The organism is Sedimentibacter sp. MB31-C6, from assembly GCF_035934735.1.
Lineage (GTDB): Bacteria > Bacillota > Clostridia > Tissierellales > Sedimentibacteraceae > Sedimentibacter.
Window position 1 is genome coordinate 1,743,005 of record NZ_CP142396.1, and the last position, 24,012, is coordinate 1,767,016.

Annotated in this window: 21 protein-coding genes; 18 read left to right on the top strand and 3 right to left on the bottom strand. The window is 32.4% G+C overall.

What is annotated here, in order from left to right; all coding sequences use genetic code 11:
- Positions 1-2: 2 nt before the first annotated feature.
- The 12 genes from mobP3 to U8307_RS08410 all read left to right on the top strand — a co-directional run bounded on the left by mobP3 (position 3) and on the right by U8307_RS08410 (position 15,015).
- Positions 3-2,672 (top strand): MobP3 family relaxase, encoded by a 2,670-nt coding sequence (gene mobP3 / locus U8307_RS08355; protein WP_326906935.1) that lies wholly within the window; start codon positions 3-5, stop codon positions 2,670-2,672.
- Positions 2,673-2,828: 156 nt separating this feature from the next.
- Entirely contained in the window at positions 2,829-5,768 is a 2,940-nt protein-coding gene (locus tag U8307_RS08360) for a DUF4268 domain-containing protein (RefSeq protein ID WP_066084966.1), read from the top strand.
- 155 nt (positions 5,769-5,923) lie between these two features.
- On the top strand, positions 5,924-7,333 hold the full coding sequence (locus U8307_RS08365; RefSeq protein ID WP_066084969.1) for a DUF3991 and toprim domain-containing protein: 1,410 nt from the start codon (positions 5,924-5,926) through the stop codon (positions 7,331-7,333).
- A gap of 56 nt (positions 7,334-7,389) precedes the next feature.
- Positions 7,390-9,237, top strand: coding sequence for a VirD4-like conjugal transfer protein, CD1115 family (locus tag U8307_RS08370; RefSeq protein WP_326906940.1), 1,848 nt, complete (start codon positions 7,390-7,392; stop codon positions 9,235-9,237).
- A gap of 11 nt (positions 9,238-9,248) precedes the next feature.
- A complete protein-coding gene (locus U8307_RS08375; protein WP_066084975.1) occupies positions 9,249-9,509 on the top strand; it encodes a helix-turn-helix domain-containing protein in 261 nt (86 codons plus the stop codon).
- A 342-nt stretch (positions 9,510-9,851) separates the two neighbouring features.
- Positions 9,852-11,249, top strand: coding sequence for an HsdM family class I SAM-dependent methyltransferase (locus tag U8307_RS08380; RefSeq protein WP_066084978.1), 1,398 nt, complete (start codon positions 9,852-9,854; stop codon positions 11,247-11,249).
- Entirely contained in the window at positions 11,233-12,009 is a 777-nt protein-coding gene (locus U8307_RS08385) for a DNA methyltransferase (protein ID WP_066084981.1), read from the top strand. Before U8307_RS08380 ends, U8307_RS08385 begins: the two co-directional genes overlap by 17 nt.
- Positions 12,010-12,024: 15 nt before the next feature.
- The gene (locus tag U8307_RS08390) at positions 12,025-12,513 is read left to right on the top strand and encodes a hypothetical protein (protein ID WP_066084984.1); all 489 of its coding nucleotides are present in this window, start codon (positions 12,025-12,027) and stop codon (positions 12,511-12,513) included.
- A 15-nt stretch (positions 12,514-12,528) separates the two neighbouring features.
- Positions 12,529-13,422, top strand: a complete 894-nt coding sequence (locus U8307_RS08395) for a hypothetical protein (RefSeq protein WP_066084987.1) — start codon at positions 12,529-12,531, stop codon at positions 13,420-13,422.
- Positions 13,412-13,909 carry a hypothetical protein gene (locus U8307_RS08400; RefSeq protein ID WP_066084990.1) on the top strand — a complete coding sequence of 166 codons (498 nt, stop codon included), beginning with the start codon at positions 13,412-13,414 and terminating at the stop codon, positions 13,907-13,909. Before U8307_RS08395 ends, U8307_RS08400 begins: the two co-directional genes overlap by 11 nt.
- The gene (locus tag U8307_RS08405; protein WP_066084993.1) at positions 13,906-14,595 is read left to right on the top strand and encodes a DNA/RNA nuclease SfsA; all 690 of its coding nucleotides are present in this window, start codon (positions 13,906-13,908) and stop codon (positions 14,593-14,595) included. Before U8307_RS08400 ends, U8307_RS08405 begins: the two co-directional genes overlap by 4 nt.
- Before the next feature lie 54 nt (positions 14,596-14,649).
- A complete protein-coding gene (locus U8307_RS08410; RefSeq protein WP_066084996.1) occupies positions 14,650-15,015 on the top strand; it encodes a hypothetical protein in 366 nt (121 codons plus the stop codon).
- Between the two features lie 235 nt (positions 15,016-15,250).
- Here the strand turns inward: U8307_RS08410 and U8307_RS08415 are convergent, their stop codons facing one another.
- Together U8307_RS08415 and U8307_RS08420 are read right to left on the bottom strand one after the other, a co-directional pair.
- Positions 15,251-15,769: an ImmA/IrrE family metallo-endopeptidase gene (locus U8307_RS08415; RefSeq protein ID WP_066085000.1), complete on the bottom strand. Its 519-nt coding sequence runs from the start codon at positions 15,767-15,769 to the stop codon at positions 15,251-15,253.
- A gap of 72 nt (positions 15,770-15,841) precedes the next feature.
- A complete protein-coding gene (locus tag U8307_RS08420) occupies positions 15,842-16,267 on the bottom strand; it encodes a helix-turn-helix transcriptional regulator (protein WP_066085003.1) in 426 nt (141 codons plus the stop codon).
- 206 nt (positions 16,268-16,473) lie between these two features.
- Here U8307_RS08420 and U8307_RS08425 point away from each other — a divergent pair, with 206 nt between their 5' ends.
- From U8307_RS08425 to U8307_RS08450, 6 genes are all read left to right on the top strand, one after another.
- Complete coding sequence (locus U8307_RS08425) at positions 16,474-17,055, top strand: hypothetical protein (protein WP_066085006.1); 582 nt, start codon at positions 16,474-16,476, stop codon at positions 17,053-17,055.
- Between the two features lie 341 nt (positions 17,056-17,396).
- On the top strand, positions 17,397-17,870 hold the full coding sequence (locus U8307_RS08430; RefSeq protein WP_066085008.1) for a sigma factor-like helix-turn-helix DNA-binding protein: 474 nt from the start codon (positions 17,397-17,399) through the stop codon (positions 17,868-17,870).
- 638 nt (positions 17,871-18,508) lie between these two features.
- Entirely contained in the window at positions 18,509-18,670 is a 162-nt protein-coding gene (locus U8307_RS08435) for an SHOCT domain-containing protein (RefSeq protein WP_164493064.1), read from the top strand.
- A gap of 81 nt (positions 18,671-18,751) precedes the next feature.
- Complete coding sequence (locus U8307_RS08440; RefSeq protein WP_066085012.1) at positions 18,752-20,341, top strand: recombinase family protein; 1,590 nt, start codon at positions 18,752-18,754, stop codon at positions 20,339-20,341.
- Positions 20,342-20,351: 10 nt separating this feature from the next.
- Positions 20,352-21,272, top strand: coding sequence for a recombinase family protein (locus U8307_RS08445; protein WP_066085015.1), 921 nt, complete (start codon positions 20,352-20,354; stop codon positions 21,270-21,272).
- 1 nt (position 21,273) lies between these two features.
- Positions 21,274-22,932, top strand: a complete 1,659-nt coding sequence (locus U8307_RS08450; protein ID WP_326906954.1) for a recombinase family protein — start codon at positions 21,274-21,276, stop codon at positions 22,930-22,932.
- A 662-nt stretch (positions 22,933-23,594) separates the two neighbouring features.
- On the opposite strand, the gene U8307_RS08455 is transcribed toward U8307_RS08450, so the two are convergent.
- Positions 23,595-23,930, bottom strand: coding sequence for a winged helix-turn-helix transcriptional regulator (locus tag U8307_RS08455; protein ID WP_066085446.1), 336 nt, complete (start codon positions 23,928-23,930; stop codon positions 23,595-23,597).
- Positions 23,931-24,012 lie beyond the last annotated feature (82 nt).

A 24,012-nucleotide genomic window follows, 5' to 3' on the forward strand; every position in this document is an offset into this window, starting at 1 on the left:
TTATGCCAAGGCTTATTTTAAAGTGCCCATATCTAAAAGGTGGAAGTAAAAGAGCATCAGCTCATATTACAAACTTAGTAAATTATATCGCTAATCGTGATGGAGTAGAAAAGATAAGAGTAGAAAACAAAGATATCTCTCCAACATTAAAACAAGAGGAATTAGTTTCTCAAATAATTAAGGAGTTCCCAAATACTAAAAATCTATTTGAGTATGAAGATTATATAGAGAATCCTACAATAGAAAATGCTTCTGAATTTATTGGGATAGCAATAGAACAAAATGTTGATAAGATTGGTAAACGGAAGAATTATGTGGATTATATTGCAAATAGACCAAGGGTAGAGAAAATGGGCAAGCATGGTTTATTTACAGGAGGAAATGATAGTCTTGTACTTAATAGAACTGCTAATGAAGTTGCAAATCATAAAGGCAACATATGGACACCAATTATTTCTCTAAGACGAGAGGATGCTACTAGGCTAGGATATGATAATGCTGAAAGATGGCACAATATGCTTTCTTACTACGCTATAGATATAGCTGAATTTTTAAAGATAAAGCTTGAAAACTTTCAGTGGTATGCAGCATTTCATAATGAGGGGCATCATCCTCATGTTCATATGATTTGTTACTCTACAGATCCTAAAGAGGGATACCTTACTAAAAAAGGTATCGAGAAAATGAAATCAGGATTTGTAAAAAATATCTTTGGTCAGGAACTAGAGGGAATTTATATAGAGCAAAGTAAAAGACGAGATGAGTTGAAACAAGAATCAAGGAAAGTATTAATCAAACTAATTACTGAGATGAAAAATGGCACAATGCAGAATAGCAATATTGAAGAAAAGTTAATAAATCTTTCCGATCGTCTGAAATTTACTAATGGAAAAAAACAATATGGTTATTTACAGCCAAAGCTTAAAGCAATGGTAGATGAGATTGTAGATGAGCTTGCAAAGGATGAAAAGATTAGTAAGGCATATGCTCTTTGGTATGAAATGCGTAATGAAGTGCTTTATAATTACATGGGTAATTTGCCTGTACCTCTTCCTTTATCACAGCAAAAAGAATTCAAGTCAATTAAAAATATGATTATTAAAGAGGCGGATAATTTCAATAAAGGAACTATTACGTTTGAAGAAGTAACTGATGATGATATTGATATTACTGATGAAATCATAGATAAAGCAATAGATGATGTATTTATAAATGATACTGGATTTATTGAAATAGAAGGTTATACTCTAGATTTAGTTAGTGAAATAGAAGTTAATGATGATACCACTGAAGATGTTTACTTAAAATGGAGTGATGAATATAAAGAGGCTCGTGAATTTTTATTTGGCACAGATGATATAGTACAAGATTTAGAAAGAGCTTTTGAGATGTTTGTATTAGAAGCAAAAAATGGGAATGCTCTTGCCATGTTTGATATTGGAAGAATGTTTGCAGACGGACTTGGTCGAGAGATTGATGTATCAAAAGCTTATGAGTGGTATCAAAAGGCTCTTGCAGCTTTTTATAAGGTTGAAGATAAAAAGCCATGGAAATATACAGAATATCGTATAGGTAAAATGCAGTTACAAGGTCTTGGTACAGAAGAAAGCTATGAAGAGGCTTTCTATTGGTTCACTTTATCAGCAGAACAAAAATATAAATTTGCCGAGTATTCCTTAGGTGGACTTTATTATAGGGGTCAAGGCGTAGAACAAAGCTATATAAAAGCTTTTAATTTGTATTTAAGATCTGCAAAACAGGGTTTCCCATATGCTGATTTTGAAGTTGCAAAAATGTATAATGATGGAGTTGGAACCTATAAGAATGAAAAAGAATCAAATAAATATTTTCATTCTGCATTCATCGGTTTTGAAAAGTTAGAAAAGCAAAGCAATGATGATAAAATACAATATAGACTTGGCTGGATGCTTCAAAATGGGATTGGTACTGAAAAGGATATAGAGAGAGCAAAAAAGTACTATGAAAAGTCTGCAAAGCTAGGAAATTTCTTTGCTTGTTACTCACTTGCAAAATTAATCCTTGCAAAAGAAAATCCAACTATAACAGAAATAAAGAAAGCAGTTGAATATTTAGAACAGGCATCGACAAGTGGTAATCAATTTGCACAGTATTCTCTTGGCAAGCTTTATCTTAACGGAAAATATGTGGAGAAGGATATTTATAAAGTTGTAGGACTGTTTGAACTATCATCAGAGCAGGGGAATGAGTATGCAGCATATCAGCTTGGCAACTTATACCTTAAGGGGGAGGATATACATAAAGACATTCCGACAGCAATAAAATGGTTACTTATATCTGCAGAAAAAGGAAATCAATATGCACAGTATTTATTGGGGAAATTATATTTGATGGGTGAAGGTGTGCCAAAGGATAAAGATGCAGCAATAAAATGGTTTACTCTATCCGCAGAGCAAGGAAATGAATATGCTAAGTTTTTTCTTGAAAATATGGATAAGTTTAAAGAAGTGTCTGTATGTCTTACGGTAACAAGAATGTTTCATCATATGAGTAAAACATTTGAAGATAGTATTCCGCTTAAATCATCAGGGGTAGGACTAAAGATAGATAGTAAGCTTATGAGGAAACTAAGAGAAAAGAAAGCAGCACAAGGGCATAAGAGAGATGAGCATGAGCAGGACATGAAACTGTAAATATAATAATTGTAATAATTCAGATAATTATATTTGATAAAAAGAATAAATGGTGTAAAATAAGTATACTTGTAATTATAATATTTGATTAAATTAAAATGGTTTTTACATATTTGAATGAATATTTAAATAGACTTAGGAAGGAATGTATAACTCATGAATAATTTAGAATCAATATCACAAATATTTCAAAATAAAATATTCCGTATTCCAGATTATCAGCGAGGTTATGCATGGCGGAAAGAACAATTAATTGATTTTTGGGATGACATTATGAACCTTCAAATGGATAGATACCATTATACGGGGCTTTTATCTCTTAAAGAACTCAATCGAAAATCAACTGAAAGATGGAATAATGATTTATGGCTTTTGGATAGTGGATATAAAGCTTGTCATGTTGTAGATGGTCAACAAAGACTTACAACGATTTCAATCCTATTAAATGAGATAATAAATTTTATTAAAGCTATTGATGAAAACAAAGACAAAAATGATGAGGAGATAGTTCTAGCTTATGAAACTATTAAGGACATCAGAACAAAGTATATTTCACGAAAACAGCCGCCTCATAATATTATAACCACATATTTATTTGGTTACGAAGAAGATAACCCAAGCTTTGAATATTTGCAATATAAAGTCTTTGGTCAACAATTTTCAAAATCAATACAAGAAACATATTATACTAAAAACTTAAAATATGCTAAAGAGTTTTTTTGGAATTGCCTTTCACAGTTATATGAGGATGAAGGATTAGAGGGTATTGAAAAGATTTATAAAAAGCTTACACAAAAATTGATGTTTAATATTCATGAAATTGAAGATGACTATGATGTTTTTGTAGCTTTTGAAACGATGAATAATCGTGGAAAAAAACTTACCAACCTTGAACTTTTGAAAAATCGATTAATTTATTTAACTACTCTGTTTGATCACAACAAACTTGATGAATACAATAAAAATGCTCTTAGAAAGAAAATTAATGATGCATGGAAAGAGGTTTATTATCAGCTTGGTAGGAATAAAAAGGTATCGCTTTCTGATGATGAGTTTTTGAGAGCACACTGGATTATGTTTTTTCAATATTCTCGTCAAAAAGGTAATGATTATATTAAATTTTTATTAAATAGATTTTCAGCAAAAAATGTTTTTGAAAAACAAATCATACCTATTGTAGAAGAGACTAGTGAAGAAATAATGGATTTAGATTCTGATGAAGATATTATAACTGACGAAGAAGTTGTAGCAATTGCAAAGCTTGAGCCTAGTGATATCGATACTTATGTACTAAGTCTAAATGAAACAGCTAAATATTGGTACTATACATTTTTCCCTAATGAGAGTAATTTAACAGATGATGAAAAAATATGGCTTGATAAATTAAATCGAGTAGGTATTGGATACTTTAGACCTCTTGTTACATCTGCAATAACACCATCTTCAAAGTCAACAAGCATTGAAAGGGTAGAACTGTTTAAGCAAATAGAACGGTTTATATTTGTTTGCTTTAGAATGGGTACATTTCAATCTAGTTATAAAAGTAGTGATTATTATAGAAAAGCAAAAGATGTTTATGCTGGGGTTATTTCTATAAATGAAGTTGCCAATGATCTTAAAACTACAACAGATAATGATATAAAAGCTGCAATTAATAATTTTATGACTAGAATAGATAAAAGGTTTGATAACGGTGATGGGTTTTATGGATGGAAAGATTTAAAATACTTGCTTTATGAATATGAATATAGCTTAGCAGTTAAAGGCAATATTGAAAAACTTGACTGGAACTTATTCACTAAAACTGAGAAGGATAAATTAACTATAGAGCATATTCTTCCACAAACACCTTCTAAGTGGTATTGGAAGAATCAATTTAGAAAATACACTGATGCAGAAATAAAAATTCTTTCTTCATCTATTGGGAATCTTCTTCCTCTTGCGCAGAGTATAAATTCGAGCCTACAAAATGATAGCTTTGATGATAAAAAAACAAGTAACTCCGCTGGAAGGCGAGGTTATGAAAATGGTTCTCACAGTGAGATAGAGGTGTCAAAGGAAGATGATTGGAGCGACATGCATATTTATAATCGTGGCTTAAAGTTACTTTCATTTATGGAAGGGCGTTGGATGTTTAAGTTTGCAGGAAATGAGCAAAAATCAGAACTTCTACACATTAACTTTATTTTCGATGAAAGAGAGGAAGTTCCAGAAGTACCTGAATTTACAGAGATAAAAGTAACACCGGCATTTAACAAAGATATAAATGTTAGCAATACACAGCAATTAAGACTAGCTTTTTGGACAGGCTTTGTTGATTATTGCAAGTCAGTCGGTAGAGATACTGATATTGGTAGGCGTAAACCTTCAACAGATAATTGGTATGATGTTGCAATTGGAGGTAATGGATATCATATATTTCTAAATATAATTGGAAAGAAGATTTTAAAAATTGGTTTATATGTCTATGATAAAGAGACCTTTGAACGTCTTGAATTAAAAAAACAAGAAATTGAAGCAATGTGTGGATTTGCACTTGATTGGTATTCTAGCCGAGAGTCTAGTACTCAAAAAAGGATATTATATTCCATAAATACTGATATTTATAATGAAGAAAATCAAAAATATTGCTATGACTGGTTAATTAAACATTCTGATAAATTAAAATTAGCACTTCACACTTACGATCCAAGTGATATAAGAGCTGTTGAACCAAAAGTGAATATCGGTAATACGTTAACAAAGGATATGGCTGAAGTTGCATATAGGATTGCAAAGAAAGTATATCTAGGAGACTTAGGTAGAACTGAAGGAAGAAATGAAATAGTTAAGTTAACTGGAATGAATGAAGGATCTGCTGGAGACTATGTAACTGATTTTCTTGGTATGATGAACGGAGAGCAATATGCAAGAACACTAAATGAATATTCAACTCGCTATTTTTTGGATAATATTTTAAAGGATTTTGGAATTGAATATTTAAAGAGTGCTCTTTTAGCTTGTAAAAAACATGCTAAATACTATGCCTCTCTTGGTAGAGGAAGATTAGCATATGTAGAACGATTAGTTGAGGAATTTGAGAAATTCATTAAATGATGTTTTAAATTACAAAAATCTTATGTCCTTGCAATGTAACTATAAATAAAAATGAAATTACAGCCTTTTAAGCTAGAGGCTGTTTTTCTATGCCTAAAATTAAAGAGAGAGATAGGTCGTTCTGAATAAATATAAAATTAATTAGGAGGAAATCTATGAGTACTTATATTCATTTTACAGAAGAACAAAAACTAAGAGCTAATGAAGTTGATCTTGTAGAATTTTTGCAAAGGCAAGGTGAGAAACTATTGCCATCAGGTAGAGAAAAAAGAATTGCAAGTGACCATAGTATTACAGTTAGAGGTAACGAATGGTACGATCATGCATTAGAGCAGGGAGGTCTTGCAATTGATTTTGTACAAAACTTTTATGGCTTATCTTTTCCAGAGGCAGTAACAAAGCTCCTTAGTGGTGAACAAGGTGAGTTATATAGTAAGGCAAAAAAAAGAAAGCAAATAAAACGAAAACCCTTTGTACTCCCTCCGAAGAATTCAGATATGCGAAGGGTTTTTGCGTATCTCATTAAAAATCGTCATATTGATCGTGATGTGGTTAGTTTCTTCGCTAAACAAAAATTACTCTATGAAAGTTGTGAACAATCTGCAAACAAGACGAAAGAATATCATAACGCAGTATTTGTAGGCTATGATGAAAATGGAGTTTCTTGTCATGCACACAAACGTGGAATTTATTCTCATGGTAATGGATTTAAAGGTAATATTGAAAGCGGTAATCCAGGTTATAGTTTTCATTACACAGGAATAAGTAACAGACTCTATGTTTTTGAGGCTCCCATTGATATGCTGTCTTTTATTACAATATATAAAAACATCCATTGGCAGGAACACAGCTATGTCGCATTGTGTGGAGTATCGGAACAAGCAATGCTTAAAATACTCGAAATTAATTCTAATTTAAATCATGTTCTATTATGTTTAGACCATGACGCAGCGGGTATTGAAGCAAGTGAAAAATTTCAGGATTTACTTTCTAAGAAAGGAATTAAATGTAGCAGATTGCTTTCTAAATGCAAGGACTGGAATGAAGATATTAAAGAAAGCTTCAACCTCTCAGCAATTCCATCCGAGGAACACCCACAATATATTATTCGTGATGAGGTTTGCTCTGAAATTCAAAAATATATTATTGAAATCGATAAGAATGACATTTCACCTTCAAAACTAAATACCTTATTTAAAAAATGTAATACTGATGATACAGAGCAGATGGTTGAAAATTTAAAACAACTGTCTGCTCTTTCTTTATGCCTTGCATCCAATGAATACAGACAGATGGGTTATCCTTCAGAAACGGACAAATTGCTTACAGGATTACATGACGGATTCAAGGCATATGAAAATCGTAGCAAACTTAATAATCGTTTATTAGATATTCAAAAAGAACTTGAGCAAGTTGGAAAACAGCAGGATGTTATTTGCGAAAATGATAAGAAAGATATTGCCAGAAGATATGAAACTATTGCTGGACATTGCTTAAAAACAATTATTACTATTGTAATGCAGCAACAAAAGCAAGAGCAAAAACAGTTAATGATGATGTCATAAAATCTATTGGACAGTTTTAATTTACTTAAGACATTTTAGAAATGGAGGTTAATTTAATGCAATCACAGGTACTTTTATTGATAGGAGTTGGTACCATAATGTTTTTAGTTATTGGTGGGTTGTCTTTACTTGCTCATTATTATACCTTAAATGGAATCAAATCTAAAACAGTAGGAGATGGGCAACATGGAGTTGCTCGTTTCGCAACGCAAAAGGAAATTATTAAAACATATGAGCATATTCCTTTTAAAGTATCACAATGGAGAAAGGGTAAGAATCTTCCACGTGATGAGAGTGGTAATTTGATACAGGGGTTAGTGGTTGGATGTAAAGGAAATAAAGGAGATATTGTAGGTCTTGTAGATATAGGAGATGTTCACTGTCTTATGATAGGAGCAGCAGGGGTTGGTAAAACAGCTTTTTTTCTATATCCAAATTTAGAATATGCATGTGCGAGTGGGATGAGTTTTATAACCACTGATACAAAGGGAGATTTAGCTAGAAACTATGGAACGATAGCAAAAGAGAATTATGGATATAAAGTTGCAGTTATTGATTTAAGAAATCCCACACGCAGTGATGGAAATAATCTTCTGCATTTAGTAAATAAATATATGGATGCATATCGAGAGAATAGCAATAATCTATCTGCAAGAGCCAAGGCAGAAAAATATGCAAAGATAATTTCAAAGACAATCATAAATTCAGGTGGTGACAGTTCAGCTTATGGACAAAATGCATTCTTCTATGATGCTGCAGAAGGACTTTTGACAGCAGTTATTTTGCTTATAGCAGAATATCTCCCACCTACTGAGGAAGATGGACATGTAATAGATACAAGACATATAATAAGTGTGTTCAAATTGGTTCAGGATTTAATGGCTCCAAGCAAGGTAAAAGGGAAAAGCCAGTTTCAGTTATTGATGGATAAACTTCCACCAGATCATAAAGCTAGATGGTTTGCTGGCGCAGCTCTTAATTCAGCAGAACAGGCAATGGCATCTGTTCTTTCTACAGTACTATCGAGACTCAATGCATTTCTTGATTCTGAAATGGAACAGATATTGTGCTTTGATACAACAATTGATGCAGAAACCTTCTGCTACGAAAAATCTGCAATTTTTCTTATACTCCCGGAAGAAGACAATACAAAGTATTTCATGGTCAGTTTATTTTTGCAACAGTTCTACCGTGAAATGTTAACAGTAGCAGATGAAAATGGTGGTAAGCTTCCTAATCGTGTAATGATTTATGCAGATGAAATAGGTACAATCCCAAAGATAGAATCCTTCGAAATGATGCTTAGTGCAGGGAGATCAAGAAGAATTTCTATTGTACCAATCATTCAATCCTTTGCACAGCTTGATAAAAACTATGGAAAAGAAGGTAGTGAGATTATAACTGATAACTGTCAGCTCACTATATTTGGAGGGTTTGCACCAAATTCAGAAACAGCACAAGTGTTATCCAAAGCACTTGGTAGCGGAACTGTTATGAGTGGAAGTATCAGCAGAGGTAAAAACGATCCTTCTCAAAGCTTACAGATGATAGAGCGGCCATTACTGACGGCAGATGAGCTCAAGTCATTACCAAAAGGAAATTTTGTAATTATGAAAACAGGAGTACATCCCATGCAGACGAAACTTCGATTATTTTTAGATTGGGGCATCACTTTCGAAAAGCCATATGAGATGGAAGAAAAATCTAATCGTAAGGTACGTTATGCCGACAAACATACTTTAGAAGAAAATGTTATTAGTCAGTATATGTCTGATGTAATAGTTGAAGAAGGAACTACCGAATCTACAGTAAAGAGACAAGGAGGCATACTTCATACTCCTGTACATGAACAAACTGACGAAAGTAAAGGAGATTCAAAACGTAAATCAATACTCAGGACATAGGGGGTGTTTCATTGAGCTTTTTTGGGAGGATTTATAAAGAGGAACTTCCATCTCGTGCTAAGTGTGTATATATGTATTTGAAAGATAGATGTGATGCAAAGGGTGAATGCTGGCCAGCAATTAATACTATTGCAAAAGACACATCGATGTCAAGGAGTACAGTAAAGAGAGCCATAGCTGATTTAATTCGTTGTGGCTTTCTCAGAAAAGAGTCACGTTATAGGGAGAATGGAAGTAATTCCTCTAATAGATATTTTTTAATTATAGGGTAATTTTTAATAATATATAGATTAAGGAGCATGAAAAAACACGTATTTCCCACCAAGGGAAAATTACGTGTTTTTTGTGGACTGAGGTGAGGTTCATAGTGAACCAACTAGAAGGACTCACTTTAAGAATATATTTAACTTCAGAAAAAGAACAATATATTTTGGAAGATGCAATAGACATTAAGTAATGTCAAAGTATTTGAAATGGCCAGATGCCATATTTATTATGAATAGCAAAAGCATCAATTGACTAACCTAAGTATTTTTGATACAATAATATTGGATTATTATGCTCTTGCTAAATATTGCTTATGTTTAGTTTGTCGATGAAAGGAGATAACAATAATGGAATTAATTAAATACTCCATAAAAAGTAAGGAATATGAAAAATCTCTTGATTCGGGTTACAAAAAGGAAAATGGTATTTTTTATACGGATATTGAATTAGCACAGAAAATAATTCAATTTCTTAATATCCCCAAAGATGCTACTATTATGGATCCATGTTGTGGAACGGGTAGCTTTTTAATATCAGCTAAACACTTAGGTCACACTTCAATATATGGTGCTGATATTGATAAAAAAGCGGTTAATGTAGCGAAAAAAGAATATGGCATTAATAATGCTAAAATTATAGATACTCTTGCAAATAACGGGCAAGAAGTTTTAAAGAAGTTTAAAATGAAAACACCTGCTGATTTTGTAGTAGGTAATCCACCTTATGCGCCTATAGCTAAGGACATTGTCATTGACACTTCGGATTATTTGTTCTTAAGAAATGTTAAAGATTCAGGAAGTAATTTATTTATTGCTGCTTTATATAGAGCTTTTGAATTAGCTAAACCTACAGGAACAATATCCTATATTATACCTAAAAACTTTCTTCATGTAGCTTCTTATTCTATGTTAAGAAAGATGATATTAAATGAAAAAAAAATAGCTTCAATTATCGATATTGGCACTTACTTTAAAAATGTAAGAGGGGAACAAATTGTCCTTACACTTGAAAATAGCTTTGTAAAAGATAATAACATTACTATTTACAAATACGAAAATAAAGAATTTATAAAAAAAGCTGAAGTTCCTCAAAATTTTTATAGAGATGAAGTTCTTTTGTTTGATAGCAAGGAAGATTTTACAATATATAGAACTTTAGAATCTACATATAAAAAGTTTAGTGATATTTGTACAGGATATGTTGGTAGAGGTAAATCAAAATCAGATACAGCAATAAAAGGAAAAGATATACGTAAGTTTTCTTTTAAAAATATACCTGTCCCCCAAAAGGGTAATAAAGTATTTATACAAAACATTTACAGTGCAGAATCTGGAATAATAGCAAGTTTTGCAGGTGATTTAGAAGCTACTGAAACGGTAACTGTGTTTACTGATGGTGATGAAAAAATGTGTCGATATATTTTAGGCTTTTTACATTCTAGACTTTGTAATTATTATTTATTGAAGTTTTGCTATAATAATTCAAGGCTTACTATGCATACAGATGCAAGATACTTGAAAAAACTACCTTTGATTATTAATGATACAACTTTTCGACAAGTAATTAGTATTGTTAAATCTTTGGAAAATATTGAATATATGAATGATACATGGTTTGAAATGGTTGAGTCTTTAAATAATTTAATTTATCAAACCTATAACATTGGCGAAGAAGAACGTTATCACATTGACAATCAAATGAAAAACATACAATCACAGAGGTGGAATAATGATAAACGAGGATAAAAGGTGCAACAATTTAACGGGAAAAGAATGGCTTCAAAATTCTTTCAGTATATGGAGAGATTTAATTAAAACTAAGGAAGAAAAAGACTTGAAACATCCTGCATCATACCCTGTTTCTTTATGTGAAAAGTTAATTAGAACTTTTTCAAAAGATGGAAATTCTATTTTAGACCCATTTAATGGTGTGGGTTCAAGTCTTGTAGCAGCTCACAATCTCAACAGACCTGCTACAGGCATTGATTTGTCGGAAGAGTTTTGTGAGATTGCAAAAAATAGAGTGGGTAATGATGATAAAATAAATGTAATCAATGGAGATAGTTTTATTGAATTAGAAAAACTCGAAGAAAATTCTTTCGATTTATGTGTTACTTCACCACCATATTGGGATATTTTGAATATGAAACGCAGTGCTGACGGTAAAGAAGCGGTTAATTATTCAGAGAAAGCCAATGATATGGGTAACATACCTAACTATAGTGAATTTATAAGTAGATTAGGTGAACTATTTGCAAAAGTTAATAGAGTTATAAAACCAGGTGCTTATTGTTTGGTTAATGTTATGGATATCAGAAAAAAGAGTGAGTTTTATCCATTACATAGTGATTTAGCAACTGAATTACAAAAACATGGTTTTATCTTTGATGATATAATTATATGGGACAGGCAACAAGATTACAACAATATGCGTCCTCTTGGATATCCATACAAATATCGTATTAATAAAGTGCATGAATACATTCTTATTTTTATAAAAAAATAGAGGAGCGGAATAGTAATGAAGGCTATTACTTTGCAAAAATCATTATTTAATAGAGGATATTGTTATATTTCAAACTTCAAGGGAAGAGCTGAAGATATTTACTTCGATTCGACCGATGATTTATGTTTTGCATTAGGTTATATATTAAAAAATGTACGCAGAGTTGATGCTGAAATACCAGATGATAGAGATGATGTATTGGCAGAGATAATTCCCAATTATCCAATTACCTCTGGTATTACATCTGGTGGTAATGATATGAAATGGGCACCACAATATAGAATTTACTTTAGTTCTATTTACAATATGCCTTCAGCATTGAAGTATAGACTACAAGATGATAATCAAATGAGAATTACTGGTAGTTTATTTGTTGAAGCTTGTATGTATGTTGGTTTTAATCCAGGGAATATGCAGGATAAGGAAATGATTAAAGAGGCTATATTGGAAGTTTTTTGCGATGAAAATGAGCAAAGTGCGTTTTGGGATGGATATATAGGATAGGATGGTGATATTATTATGAATATAGAAATGGCTTACCTCTTGGGTATGATTTGTGGTAACGGAGAAATTCAAAGAACTGTTACAACTACAATCGTGTCAATAGATATACCCCATAAAAAGTTACAGACAGAAGAAATACACGATGTTAAGCTATATGTAAAAGCTAGTATCGCTGACATAAGAAGCATTATAGAGCCTTTAGTAGGTGCAGGGCTCGATTTCATCCAAAATAAGTCATCTACTGTGCTATCATTTACAAAACCTAACACAGATTATTTAATACGAGAGATAAATAGATTCATAGGTAATGCGGTATCCCATAATGATATAAACATACACTCAGATATATTTAAGTGTACGCTTGATGAACGTAGACAGTTTATAAAAGGCTTTGCAGATGTTACAGGATATATTCGACGCAGTAATTATTATGTCGGTGCAAAATATCAGCATAGAGTTTATCTTGAAATACCGCATAATTGGCAGATGGTAATAGATATTTGTAACTTATTAAAATCAACAGATATTCCTGTACAAAATATAGATTGGGCACATCCTAATATACGAGACGGTAAGCTAACTAAATACAATGAAGGTAAGCCTAACTTTTGGAAAAAGGAACATCAGGTTAAGATATGGGCAAATGAATTTATACCTGTAGGATTTGGGATTATTCATAAGCAACAAGCTTTAGAAATGTATTCAGACGAACTATTGGCGGGCTATCGACAAAATAATAAAGACCCTGAAAAATATACGCATAGGTATTATTGGGAAACACGTAAAATTCAAAATAAAGAAAAGCCAATACACCCTAGTGAGGATGATGAGTTTATTCCACTTGTTATAAGAGGAAAGCACTTTAACTCATGGTCTGAAATAGCAAAGGAATTAGGCTATGCCGAATAGTAAAAATGTAAAGAGTGAGTTTGAACTTTATGAACCTATGCGTAATTGGTTACATAAATACTTGGAAGATAAATATAGAGGTTTTGAAATAGTAACACTGGATGCTCATGCAGAAAGATTAGATAGAGTTTTAGTTAAATTAGGTATTGTAAATGAACTTGCCACTGGTGTGGACATTCAAATAGATATTTTGGGTATTGCTCGTAAAAAAAATATAGTAAAATTATTTTTTATTGAAGCAAAAAAGACGAATCTAACTTTGAGAGATTTAGGGCAGTTGTGGTCATATTGCAAGTTGATTGATCCTGAAGAAGCCTTTTTAATGACCTCAGCAGAATTAGGTAGCCTAAATAAGCTATTACATATTTTCAAACGAGAGGATTTACTTGATTTTGGTGAGGGTAAACATATTAAGAAAATGAAAGTTGCTGTATGGAATTTATCTTCAAACTCTCCTGATTTAGCTAGCATGTTACCTAAAATATGAGAGGACAATATCACAAAGCCATTTTTCTTGAAGAAGGAAAGTATCGATTTTTATGTACAATTATAAAAGAAGAACTCAGAGAAGAGTGTTATGTGTCTTCTTCTTCAAAATTATCAAAATACCTATCTTTGGAAAATTGTAAAGTTTTAGTTTCAGAGAATAAAGGAAATAAACTTCGTACACGCTATACATTAGAAGCTGTAGAATGTGAGGGAATACTCTACTATGTAAATTTTAATAGAGTTAATCAACTTTATGAAAAATACCTATTAACTAATAAAATAGCAAAAGAAAGTATTTATAGAGAATACACTGTTGATAATATGGTTAAAACAGACTTTTTTATGGAGAGTTATGGTTGTATTGAGGTAAAGTCATTGCTTAGCAGTACAAGTAAAATTATATATCCAGACAATGCTTCCAGTAGACTTGAAAGACAATTAATAAAATATATTGAATTATTGAAAAGAGGAACAAATGTAACTTTTGCTTTTGTTTCAATGTCACCTTCTATTTTAGATTTTGAATGGCAGAATGTAAAAGAAGTAGTGAAATTACACTTTTGCAAAGCAGTTTTGTTAGGGCTGAAAATCAAAGCATTTTCTGTTGTTTATGAAGATAACGAATTTAGAATAACTGAGAATATGGTATTAGAACAAAATATAATAAAAACTATGTTATTTTAGTAATTACAAATGTGTTAAGACAATAGCTATGTTATATAGAAAATTGAGGTAAAAATGAAAATTGAAAACTTATTAGAAAACATAGGACTTGATTTTAAGATTGTAGATGAAACAAAAAAACTGAAGATTATAAAAATACCTTCCAAGCTTCATATTTGTTTTATGATTCAAAAAGGAAATCAGTTCCTTATTGATAGAGAAACCTTTGAGTATTTAGATGCAAATTCATTACCGTATTGCTTGTTACTGCAAGATATAACAAAAAATAAATATTACTATATTTCGTTAGAAAAGGAAAACAACTGGATAAAATCTTGTTTTGCAGGATGTGACAAAGAAGAAATATATCTGGGGAAGCAGGTTTTAAATGCCCAAATACAGCTTGAAGAATTGGGAAAAAAGCTAAGTAAATACAAGTAATATTATAATATTTTTATAAATAAAACTTATCAAAATGCTAATTATATTGTAAGTACCTTTGCTTTATGAATAAGGAAAATATGAGTTGAAATGGTTTTAGATTAACTTGGATATTTAGAAAATTATTTGAATTCTTGAATGAAAACCTAAATTCTTGCGTATATGTGTAATTAGACTGTATTTTTATAGCAATAATAAAAAGTTCCCGCTGTCTCAAAATAAACAGCAGGAGCTTTTATACTTTTATCTTCTTCAAAAAATCACCTTCAGGACGATAAGGTACATTAAAATCATACCCCATTTTATTCATTTCCTGCATTTTTATCAGCAGCAGATTAATATGTGAATTTAGCATGCTTGAAATCTGCACTATATCATAACCATCACGTGCTAGAGCTAATACCTCATCATTGTCAATTAACAAATGAGAACCAAAGATATTGGCTTCGTATTCGGTAGTGTTTTTCATATCAAAAAGCTCAAATTCCTTAAGACCATGACTAGCTAAATTTCTATGAAAAATGTCATGACCGATTTCATGAGCTAATACCATCTGTCTCATATGGTCATCTAAATTATTATTAATAAAGATCACACGTTGCTTCCAACGATAGGTATACATGCCCAATAGGTCATTGTAACTCTCATAATAAATCTTAATACCAAGTTCATTGGCAATCTGTCTGGTATCCCTTGTCCCTATACGTTTGACAAGAGCATTTGCTTTCTTATATATTTTGAAAGAGTCAATCAAAGCAGCACCCCCCTATAAACAATCTACTATTCCCCTGTGATTATAGTAAAAAAGTTGTACATTTAGTTGGACTTAATTATTATTATTATCGTCATCTGTTCTATATTTTTTAGGAGTATACTTCTTGTTTTCCTCTTTGGCATCCCAATAAGCTTGTTGTAAGGAGCGCATAACAGCATCCTTATCTGTTTCTGATAATTCACCACCTGCAAATAACCCACCAATTTCAGCAACTAAGTCTTCAGCTTGTCTTGCACCACGATTACCATATTTAGCTTTGGCCTTTGTGATAAATTCCTCGTCTTCTGTTAAAAGATAATTAATATCTACATTAAAAAATGCAGCTAATTTGGAATAAACTTCTCGTTTCTTTGGATAGCTGTTACTATTTTCATAGCTAATAATTGTGCGTAGCGAAACACCGATTTCTTTTGCCAATTCAGTCTGGGTCATATCTTTCCCTTTCCGTAAGTCTCTAAGTTTTTCTCCAAATCTCATAATATCCTCCTTGAATATGAAATTATATTTCATAAAATGTATTTTACTATTGACATATGATGGTTATCTTCATATAATATAAATGTGAAGAATAGCTACACATACTATAGTACATAAATCTTCACATTTTGTCAATAGTCAATAAAAATATGGGGTGGGGAATATAACATGTAAATTAAGTACCCCTAAAACAACGGAGGTATGGGATGAGACTTACAAGAAACATGAAGAATATTTCAAAGATGTATGAGGGTATGAACCTTGATGAGGAACAGGTTTTTCATAAATCAAAACTTGTTCTTGCTATATACAGGGATGTAGTATGGAGAACCATTCAAGAAGCTAATTATGTAAGGGAAGCATGTGAGTCATATTATAGCAATGAGCTTGCTACAGCTTTAACATATTTAAATGATTTTGCACCTACTGAAAAGAAGGACAAGTTTAGTGATAAAGTTTCCTGTATTTTTGAGACTAAATGGATGATAGATCTTGTAGATACAGCAATGATTAAAATTTATAATTATCATACAAATGGAAAGCTGTATCATGAAATATTGTCAAAATGCTATATTACAGCATATCCAATGACAGAAACAGAAATACTGGAATATCTTTCTATAGAGCGGACAAGTTTCTATACAAAAAAGAAAGAGGCAATAAAACTATTTGGAATTGCACTTTGGGGATATTCCCTTCCCAAATATCAAGCTATTTTTAATGGGACAAGTACTATAGAGGAAAAAGACTTACTATATTTCTTTGAAGAAATACAAAATGCGTACTAAGTGTGAACTAAAGTTGAACTAGATACGAACCATATACGTACTGACTTTGAATTGTAGGTAGCCTATACTCTGTATTATGGGGAGTTAATGGTCTAAAATAAAATAACAATCAAGAGCCTCGGCATTTCATTTATGTCGGGGTTATTTTTATGCCCATTTCTCCAAATATGGTGATGAAGAAGCCTGGAATAACAAATTAATGTTGTTCTGGGCTTTTTCTTTACCCAAAAACAGGGGGAAAGATGGAGAAGACAAAGTCTAGCTTACATACTAAATGCCGTTCTCCTCCTTTTTCTGATGATTACATTCATTTTTAAAAATCAGAAAACGGAGGAATTCAAATGGGTTTTAATTATAGTAGAGAAAAGTTGATATTTGATAGAGAATGGGAAAAGTTATGTGGACAATACAAAAAAGCAGGAATGAGTGAGAAGGCAATACAGGAGCTATATGAATTTGATTGGAGCTGGTTTCGTATGAGAAGAAACTACGAAAATCGTGTACAAGCTATACCAGAAGAAAATATAGATGAGCAAAATGCAGAAACACGCTCCAATTTATTTCAGAGGTTTGCATCTTTATCTACAAGTTTTGATGAAATGGAGTTTTCAGGACGTTATGCTTGGATAGATACTATTTCTGATGATGCACTTTCTAGAAAACTAAGAGATTTAAGTGATGATGAATTAGAACTTTTAACCTTATTGGCTATAGAAGGATATACGCAGCGTGAAATTGCAAGGAAAATGCACTGTTCACAAAATGCCATCTCTAAAAGATTAATCAAAATAAAAAGAATTTTAAAAGAAAAATAAAATATTTTCAAAAATGGTTGTCAAAAAGGTCTTCTCGTTGCCTACACATTGAGGGGATCTTTTTTATTCCCTGTCTTGTACTTTGAAAACTAAATATCCGATTACATAAATACGTTAGCTGATGAGCCAGAAATGGAAAAGCGACAATGGAGGATGCGCCAAGACCACCTGTAAGAGCAGAAATTTTAATCTCTGTTTTTATTAAAGTCGGCAAAGTAAGGTGCAAAGCGATACCCATCCGTCCCAAGAAACAATCTATGGTAGATTGTTCGCAATAACCTCATCAGCCTATAATGATACTTCTGCCCAGCCACAGACATCGCAATGGGGGCAGCCAGCGGAGATCCCGGTGGAGGTGAGAGTCCTATGATGCAATAACTGCTAAAGCAGTTATAACCAATTGCAGTTTATGTAATCGCCCTATAAGTCTTGCTTGCAAGGCTTTGTGTGTTGGGGAAGGTAGTGTCTAAGTACAACACAAATTCTTAATATTAGAAGCAATGGGGATCGCTTGAAATAGACAAGAGTCTATTTATAAGTTTTTTATTTAAAATGGCGGTCCCTATTTTTGTGATATTAAAAAGATGAAAAATACTTACATAAACAATAATAAAATTTACATGAATGGAGGAATGGTGATGACAAAAGAGCAAACAGCGAAAGAAGTAGAATATAAAATGGCTTTAAAACTGCTAAAGATCTTACTTTGTAGAGGAATTATAACGGATGTAGAATATGCAAAAATTGATGAATTAAATCGTCAGACCTTTTCTCCACAACTTGCAAAAGTATATGTGTAATAACACTAGCTATATTTGAATTCTTGTGATAATGTGTGTTGCTAACAGGAACTAAAGTTCTAAAGGAAAGGAGGAAAAACCATGGCAAAGAAAGTAAGAAAAATAGAACCTGTAAAGCAAAAGGTAATCTTAGAATTACAACCTAAAAAACGAGTTTGTGCCTACTGCAGAGTAAGTACTGATTCAAGAGAACAACAGAATTCCTTTTCTGCACAAGTAGAATATTACAAGACTTTTATCGGAAAAAGAGATGACTGGGAATACACAGGAATCTACGCTGATGAAGCCAAAAGTGGTACACAAGTAAAAAAACGTGATGAATTTCTACGGATGATAAAAGACTGTGAAGACGGCAAAATTGATATGATCATTACAAAATCCGTCACAAGGTTTGCTAGAAATACAGTAGACAGTATTGAGGCTATCAGAAAGCTAAAAGCACTTGGTATCGGGGTATATTTTGAAAAAGAACATATTAATACCCTATCAGAAAAAAGTGAGCAGATGATCACCATACTAAGCTCTCTTGCACAAGGAGAGGCAGAAAGCATCTCCACTAATAACAAGTGGGCAGTTAAAAAGAGATTTCAAGATGGAACATTTAAACTTAGCGATCCTGCTTATGGATATACCAAGGATGAAGATGGAAATCTAATAATAAAAGAAGATGAAGCAAAGATTGTCCGTAGAATTTTTCATGAATATCTAAATGGCAAAGGCTCATATGTAATAGCAAGGTATTTAAATGACGATAATGTCCCAACGATACGTTCAGCAGAAGAATGGCAAGACAGTGTAGTAAAAGAAATCTTACAAAATCCCATCTACGAGGGAGACTTATTATTACAAAAGACATATACAACTGAGGTACTTCCCTTTGAAAGAAAAACAAATAAAGGGGAACTGCCTCAGTATTTTATTGAAAACAATCACGAACCCATTATTACAAGAAAAGAAGGGCGGATGGTCCGAGATATTTATGAATATCGAAGAAATCAAATGGGAGTAGATGATAGTGGAAAATACCAAAACAGATATGAATTTAGCAGCAAAATCATCTGCAAGGAATGTGGTAACATTTTTAGGAGACAAAAGATTTATATCGGTAAACCGTATGAAAAAATTCAGTGGTGCTGTGTCCAGCATATAAGGGATATAAGTAAATGCAGTATGAAAGCTGTAAGGGAGGATATTATAAAAGAAACCTTCCTAACCATGTGGAATAAACTTCTAAGCAATCATACAGATATTTTATATCCACTACTTGAATCCTTGAAGAATTTAAGAACTGATCATGAGCAGGAAGAAGAAATTAAAAAACTAAATAATAGAATTATGGAATTAACAGAGCAGAGTCATATCCTTAGTAGAGTTGTATCTAAAGGATATATTGACTCTGCTATTTTTATAGAAAGACAAAATGCTCTGACTGTAGAACTTGAAGCCATTAAGAAAATGAGGAATCAATGTCTTGATGATAACGGTTATGAAAAAGAAATCGTAGGAACAGTAAGGCTGCTAGAAATAATAAGGTATAATCCAGAGATTATAGAAAAGTATGACGAAAACCTATTTATCCATACAGTGGAAAATATCATTATCGGAGAAAATAGTGAGATTACCTTCAAGCTAATAAACAACCTAGAACTGACAGAGTATTATGGAAAGTGAGGTGAGGTAGATGTTGCAAAGACATATGCCACATGGCTATAAGATAGAAGATGGAAAAGTAATATTTGATGATGAAAGGGCAGCAGTAATAAAAAAGATATTTGAGGAGTACCATAAAGGATCATCTTTACATGCCATAGCAAAAGAGCTTACAAATGCCGGATTTTTAAATGCTAATAACAAATCTAATTGGAATCATGGCTCCGTAGGAAAGATACTTCAAAATATTAAGTACTTAGGAGATGACTTCTATCCTCGGATGATAGACAAGGAAATCTTTGAATCTGTGCAGAAAAGAAGAAAGAAAAAAGAGCAAGAACTAGGAAGAACCCTACAACCAAATAGTATGAAAAATCAAAGCATTTTTAGTAGCAAATTAAAATGTGGTGAGTGTGGTGATATCTACCGTAAATACATTGAACATGCTGGCAGACCATCCGAGAAGAGCAATTGGAAATGTAAAAGATACATCTACCAAAATAGAGTACACTGCAGAAACTTATTTTTAACTGAAAAAGATATAGAAACTATCTTTATATCAGCAACTAATAAAATCATATCAAGAATGTGGATGCTAGATAAAGAGAAGAAAAAAGAGCCTCCAAGGATGACTTTGGAAATTAGAAAGCTGGAAGAACGAATTAAAGAGTTAGAGGAAGAAGAACATTTCTCATCAAAGGAATTATCAGAGCTAATCTTTAAAAGGGCAAAGGCTTATTATAGCATCACTAAAATAGATGATTATGATTATAACACTGAAAAAATAAAACAATCTCTGGCTGAGAAAGAACAGCTAACAGAGTTTGATGAAGATATATTTATAGCCATAATAAAGCAGATAGTTATTTATAAAGATGGAAGAATCCTAGTAGAATTTATCAATGGCATAACTATGGAGGAATATCATGAGAAAATAAGAGAGGATGAATGAAATGGCAGTAGCAGTAGCAAAAAAGAATGTAGCATTTATACCAGCACAAACCATATATGACAGGAATGTAAGGGTGGAGCTAAAAACCCTAAGAGTAGCAGCTTACTGTAGAGTTAGTACCACCTTAGAACAACAGGAGGGCAGTTATGAGGCTCAAATATCCTACTACACAGAGAAAATTAAAAGCAACCCAAATTGGAAGAGTGCAGGGATTTATGCAGATGATGGAAAGTCAGCCACGAATACAAAAAAGAGAGATGATTTTAATGCTATGATTGATGACTGTATGGCTGGAAAAATAGACATGGTCATAACAAAATCAGTCAGTAGATTTGCAAGAAATACAGTAGACTCCCTTCAGACCATAAGAAAACTTAAAGAAAAGAATATCGCCATATTTTTTGAAAAAGAGGGTGTTAATACCTTAGAAAGTACAGGAGAATTACTGATTACTATCTTAAGCAGTCAAGCACAGGAAGAAAGCAGAAACCTAAGTGAAAATACAAAATGGGGCTTAACAAGAAGATATGAAAATGGAATTGTCACCATCAATCACAAGAAGTTTATGGGATATACCAAAGATGAAAAAGGTGAACTTATCATAGTACCTGAACAAGCAGAGATAGTGAAACGAATTTTTAGAATGTATTTAGAAGGAAGTAGTATTGGGGAGATTACGAAAGCTCTGGAGGCAGATAAAATCAAAACAGTCACAGGAAAGGAAACATGGCATCCTGGTGTAATTGAAAAAATGTTAGTCAATGAAAAATATATGGGTGATGCCCTAATGCAGAAGACCTATACCGTAGACTTCCTAACAAAGAAACGAGTAAAGAATAACGGAATCGCACCTCAGTATTATATAGAAGATAACCATGAGGCCATTATACCAAAGGAATTATTTTATAAGGTACAGGAAGAAAAAGCTAGAAGAGCCAGTCTGAATAAAGCGGCAGTTACAAGAAAAACAAATAAATTAAAAAAGGAAAAGAGCAAATTCAGCTCCAAATATGCACTAACAGAAATCTTAGCATGTGCCGAATGTGGACATCCCTACCGTAGGCAGACATGGTCAAAATATGGACAAAAAAGTGCAGTATGGCGATGTGAGAACAGGCTAAAGAATGGAACAAAGGCATCTTGCAAGCACTCACCTACCTTAAAAGAAGAACCTCTACATAATGCCATTATGACTGCTATTAATAAGGTAGTAGAAAACAATGGAGATTTTATAGGGGCTTTCAGAGAAAATGTCATCAGGGTTATCGGTGGATACTCTACTAAAGATATCCCAACAGAATATGATGAGCAGATCGAATCTCTGCAAAAAGAGATACTAACCTTAATCGAAGAAAACGCAAAACAAGGAGCTGTAGCAGAAGATTTTGATGGTGAGTACAAAAGGATATCAGAGAAGATAAACGAGCTTAAACAGGCAAAATTAAAGGTTGTAAGGGAAAAGAAACAGGCTGAGAACTATAAACAAAAACTAACAGAAATGGACAGTACCCTAAAGACTGTAAAACCACAGGTAAGAGAGTTTGATGAAGACTTAGTCAGAAGATTAATAAACACCATTAAGGTGAATAAGGGAGAGAGACTGGAGATACAGTTTGAATCAGGCATCGTCATGGAACATACGATAGATCATTATGAATAGGAATGGCAGGGGCAGTGACAAGGATAATGGTAAGTTACTGCTCTTGAAGAAAGGGGAATCTGTTAAGACTAAAGTCCTCAGAGAAACTGAGGGTTTTAGTCTTAACAGATTGCTACTTGCAACAGAAGATATTGCTCTTTGATTTGTGTATAACTTTCTATTTGATATACAGTGCTTAGAGGGATTTATCGGTAGCAATTATGCCCCATAGATAAGTTGTCTATAAAGTGAAGAGGATTTTTTTATGAATCTACAGATAATTGACTTTTCAAGATACAACCGTTAACATTTGAACTTAGTTTTAATCTCAAATGTTTTGAATATACGCAGAAATAAATGCCTTTTTATTCTAGTAATCTGTAAATTATCCAAATAATAGTTACCAGTGAAACTAGCCAATAGTCTTTTCCGCTTTAATAGCAGAATACACAGCGTATATTGATTCCGACAATACAACAAGTTTGGTATATAGAAGATTGCTTTGCTTACCTGCTCATATGTTGCAAGCAAATCACCATAAATTATAAATTTGTACATTGTGAAAGCAGGAGGGTGAGACAGTCCCCTGCTTTTGATTATTGTGGATTAGTTTTATTAAACTGCTTCTATCTTTTTTAAAATTTTATTTGTAGATTATAGTTAAGGTCCAATTAATTTAGATACTATAATTTAATATCATGATCAATAGCATACTTATTACCCCATTTGCACATTTCCTCAAGCGTAACTTGTAAGTTTCTTCCATATTCCGTTATAGAATATTCAACCTTTGGTGGCACTTCTGGATATACTTTCCTTGTTATTAAATTATCACGTTCCATCTCTCGGAGCTGAGTTGTAAGCATTTTTGGGGTAATATCAGGAATTAATCTTTTAACCTCAGAAAATCTTTTTGTACCCATATTTAGATACCAAAGAATTCTAATTTTCCATTTACCACCGATTAAATCCATAGTTAGTTCCATTGAGCAACTGTATTTATTCTTTAAATCTGACATTTTGTAACCTCCGTATTTTTAAAATAACATGGTATCGTTTTATATACTATGTGACAAAAAAGTGCGTACTTGTGATTTGGGA

Bases quoted from the DNA above. Each gene is read 5' to 3' on its own strand.
- U8307_RS08420 (WP_066085003.1), bottom strand. From the start codon at position 16,267: ATGAGATTTGGAGAAAAACTTAGAGACTTACGGAAAGGGAAAGATATG.
- U8307_RS08385 (WP_066084981.1), top strand. From the start codon at position 11,233: ATGATAAACGAGGATAAAAGGTGCAACAATTTAACGGGAAAAGAATGG.
- U8307_RS08405 (WP_066084993.1), top strand. From the start codon at position 13,906: ATGAGAGGACAATATCACAAAGCCATTTTTCTTGAAGAAGGAAAGTAT.
- U8307_RS08395 (WP_066084987.1), top strand. From the start codon at position 12,529: ATGAATATAGAAATGGCTTACCTCTTGGGTATGATTTGTGGTAACGGA.
- mobP3 (WP_326906935.1), top strand. From the start codon at position 3: ATGCCAAGGCTTATTTTAAAGTGCCCATATCTAAAAGGTGGAAGTAAA.
- U8307_RS08365 (WP_066084969.1), top strand. From the start codon at position 5,924: ATGAGTACTTATATTCATTTTACAGAAGAACAAAAACTAAGAGCTAAT.
- U8307_RS08410 (WP_066084996.1), top strand. From the start codon at position 14,650: ATGAAAATTGAAAACTTATTAGAAAACATAGGACTTGATTTTAAGATT.
- U8307_RS08380 (WP_066084978.1), top strand. From the start codon at position 9,852: ATGGAATTAATTAAATACTCCATAAAAAGTAAGGAATATGAAAAATCT.
- U8307_RS08450 (WP_326906954.1), top strand. From the start codon at position 21,274: ATGGCAGTAGCAGTAGCAAAAAAGAATGTAGCATTTATACCAGCACAA.
- U8307_RS08435 (WP_164493064.1), top strand. From the start codon at position 18,509: ATGACAAAAGAGCAAACAGCGAAAGAAGTAGAATATAAAATGGCTTTA.
- U8307_RS08400 (WP_066084990.1), top strand. From the start codon at position 13,412: ATGCCGAATAGTAAAAATGTAAAGAGTGAGTTTGAACTTTATGAACCT.
- U8307_RS08440 (WP_066085012.1), top strand. From the start codon at position 18,752: ATGGCAAAGAAAGTAAGAAAAATAGAACCTGTAAAGCAAAAGGTAATC.
- U8307_RS08370 (WP_326906940.1), top strand. From the start codon at position 7,390: ATGCAATCACAGGTACTTTTATTGATAGGAGTTGGTACCATAATGTTT.
- U8307_RS08445 (WP_066085015.1), top strand. From the start codon at position 20,352: ATGTTGCAAAGACATATGCCACATGGCTATAAGATAGAAGATGGAAAA.
- U8307_RS08430 (WP_066085008.1), top strand. From the start codon at position 17,397: ATGGGTTTTAATTATAGTAGAGAAAAGTTGATATTTGATAGAGAATGG.
- U8307_RS08455 (WP_066085446.1), bottom strand. From the start codon at position 23,930: ATGTCAGATTTAAAGAATAAATACAGTTGCTCAATGGAACTAACTATG.
- U8307_RS08390 (WP_066084984.1), top strand. From the start codon at position 12,025: ATGAAGGCTATTACTTTGCAAAAATCATTATTTAATAGAGGATATTGT.
- U8307_RS08425 (WP_066085006.1), top strand. From the start codon at position 16,474: ATGAGACTTACAAGAAACATGAAGAATATTTCAAAGATGTATGAGGGT.
- U8307_RS08360 (WP_066084966.1), top strand. From the start codon at position 2,829: ATGAATAATTTAGAATCAATATCACAAATATTTCAAAATAAAATATTC.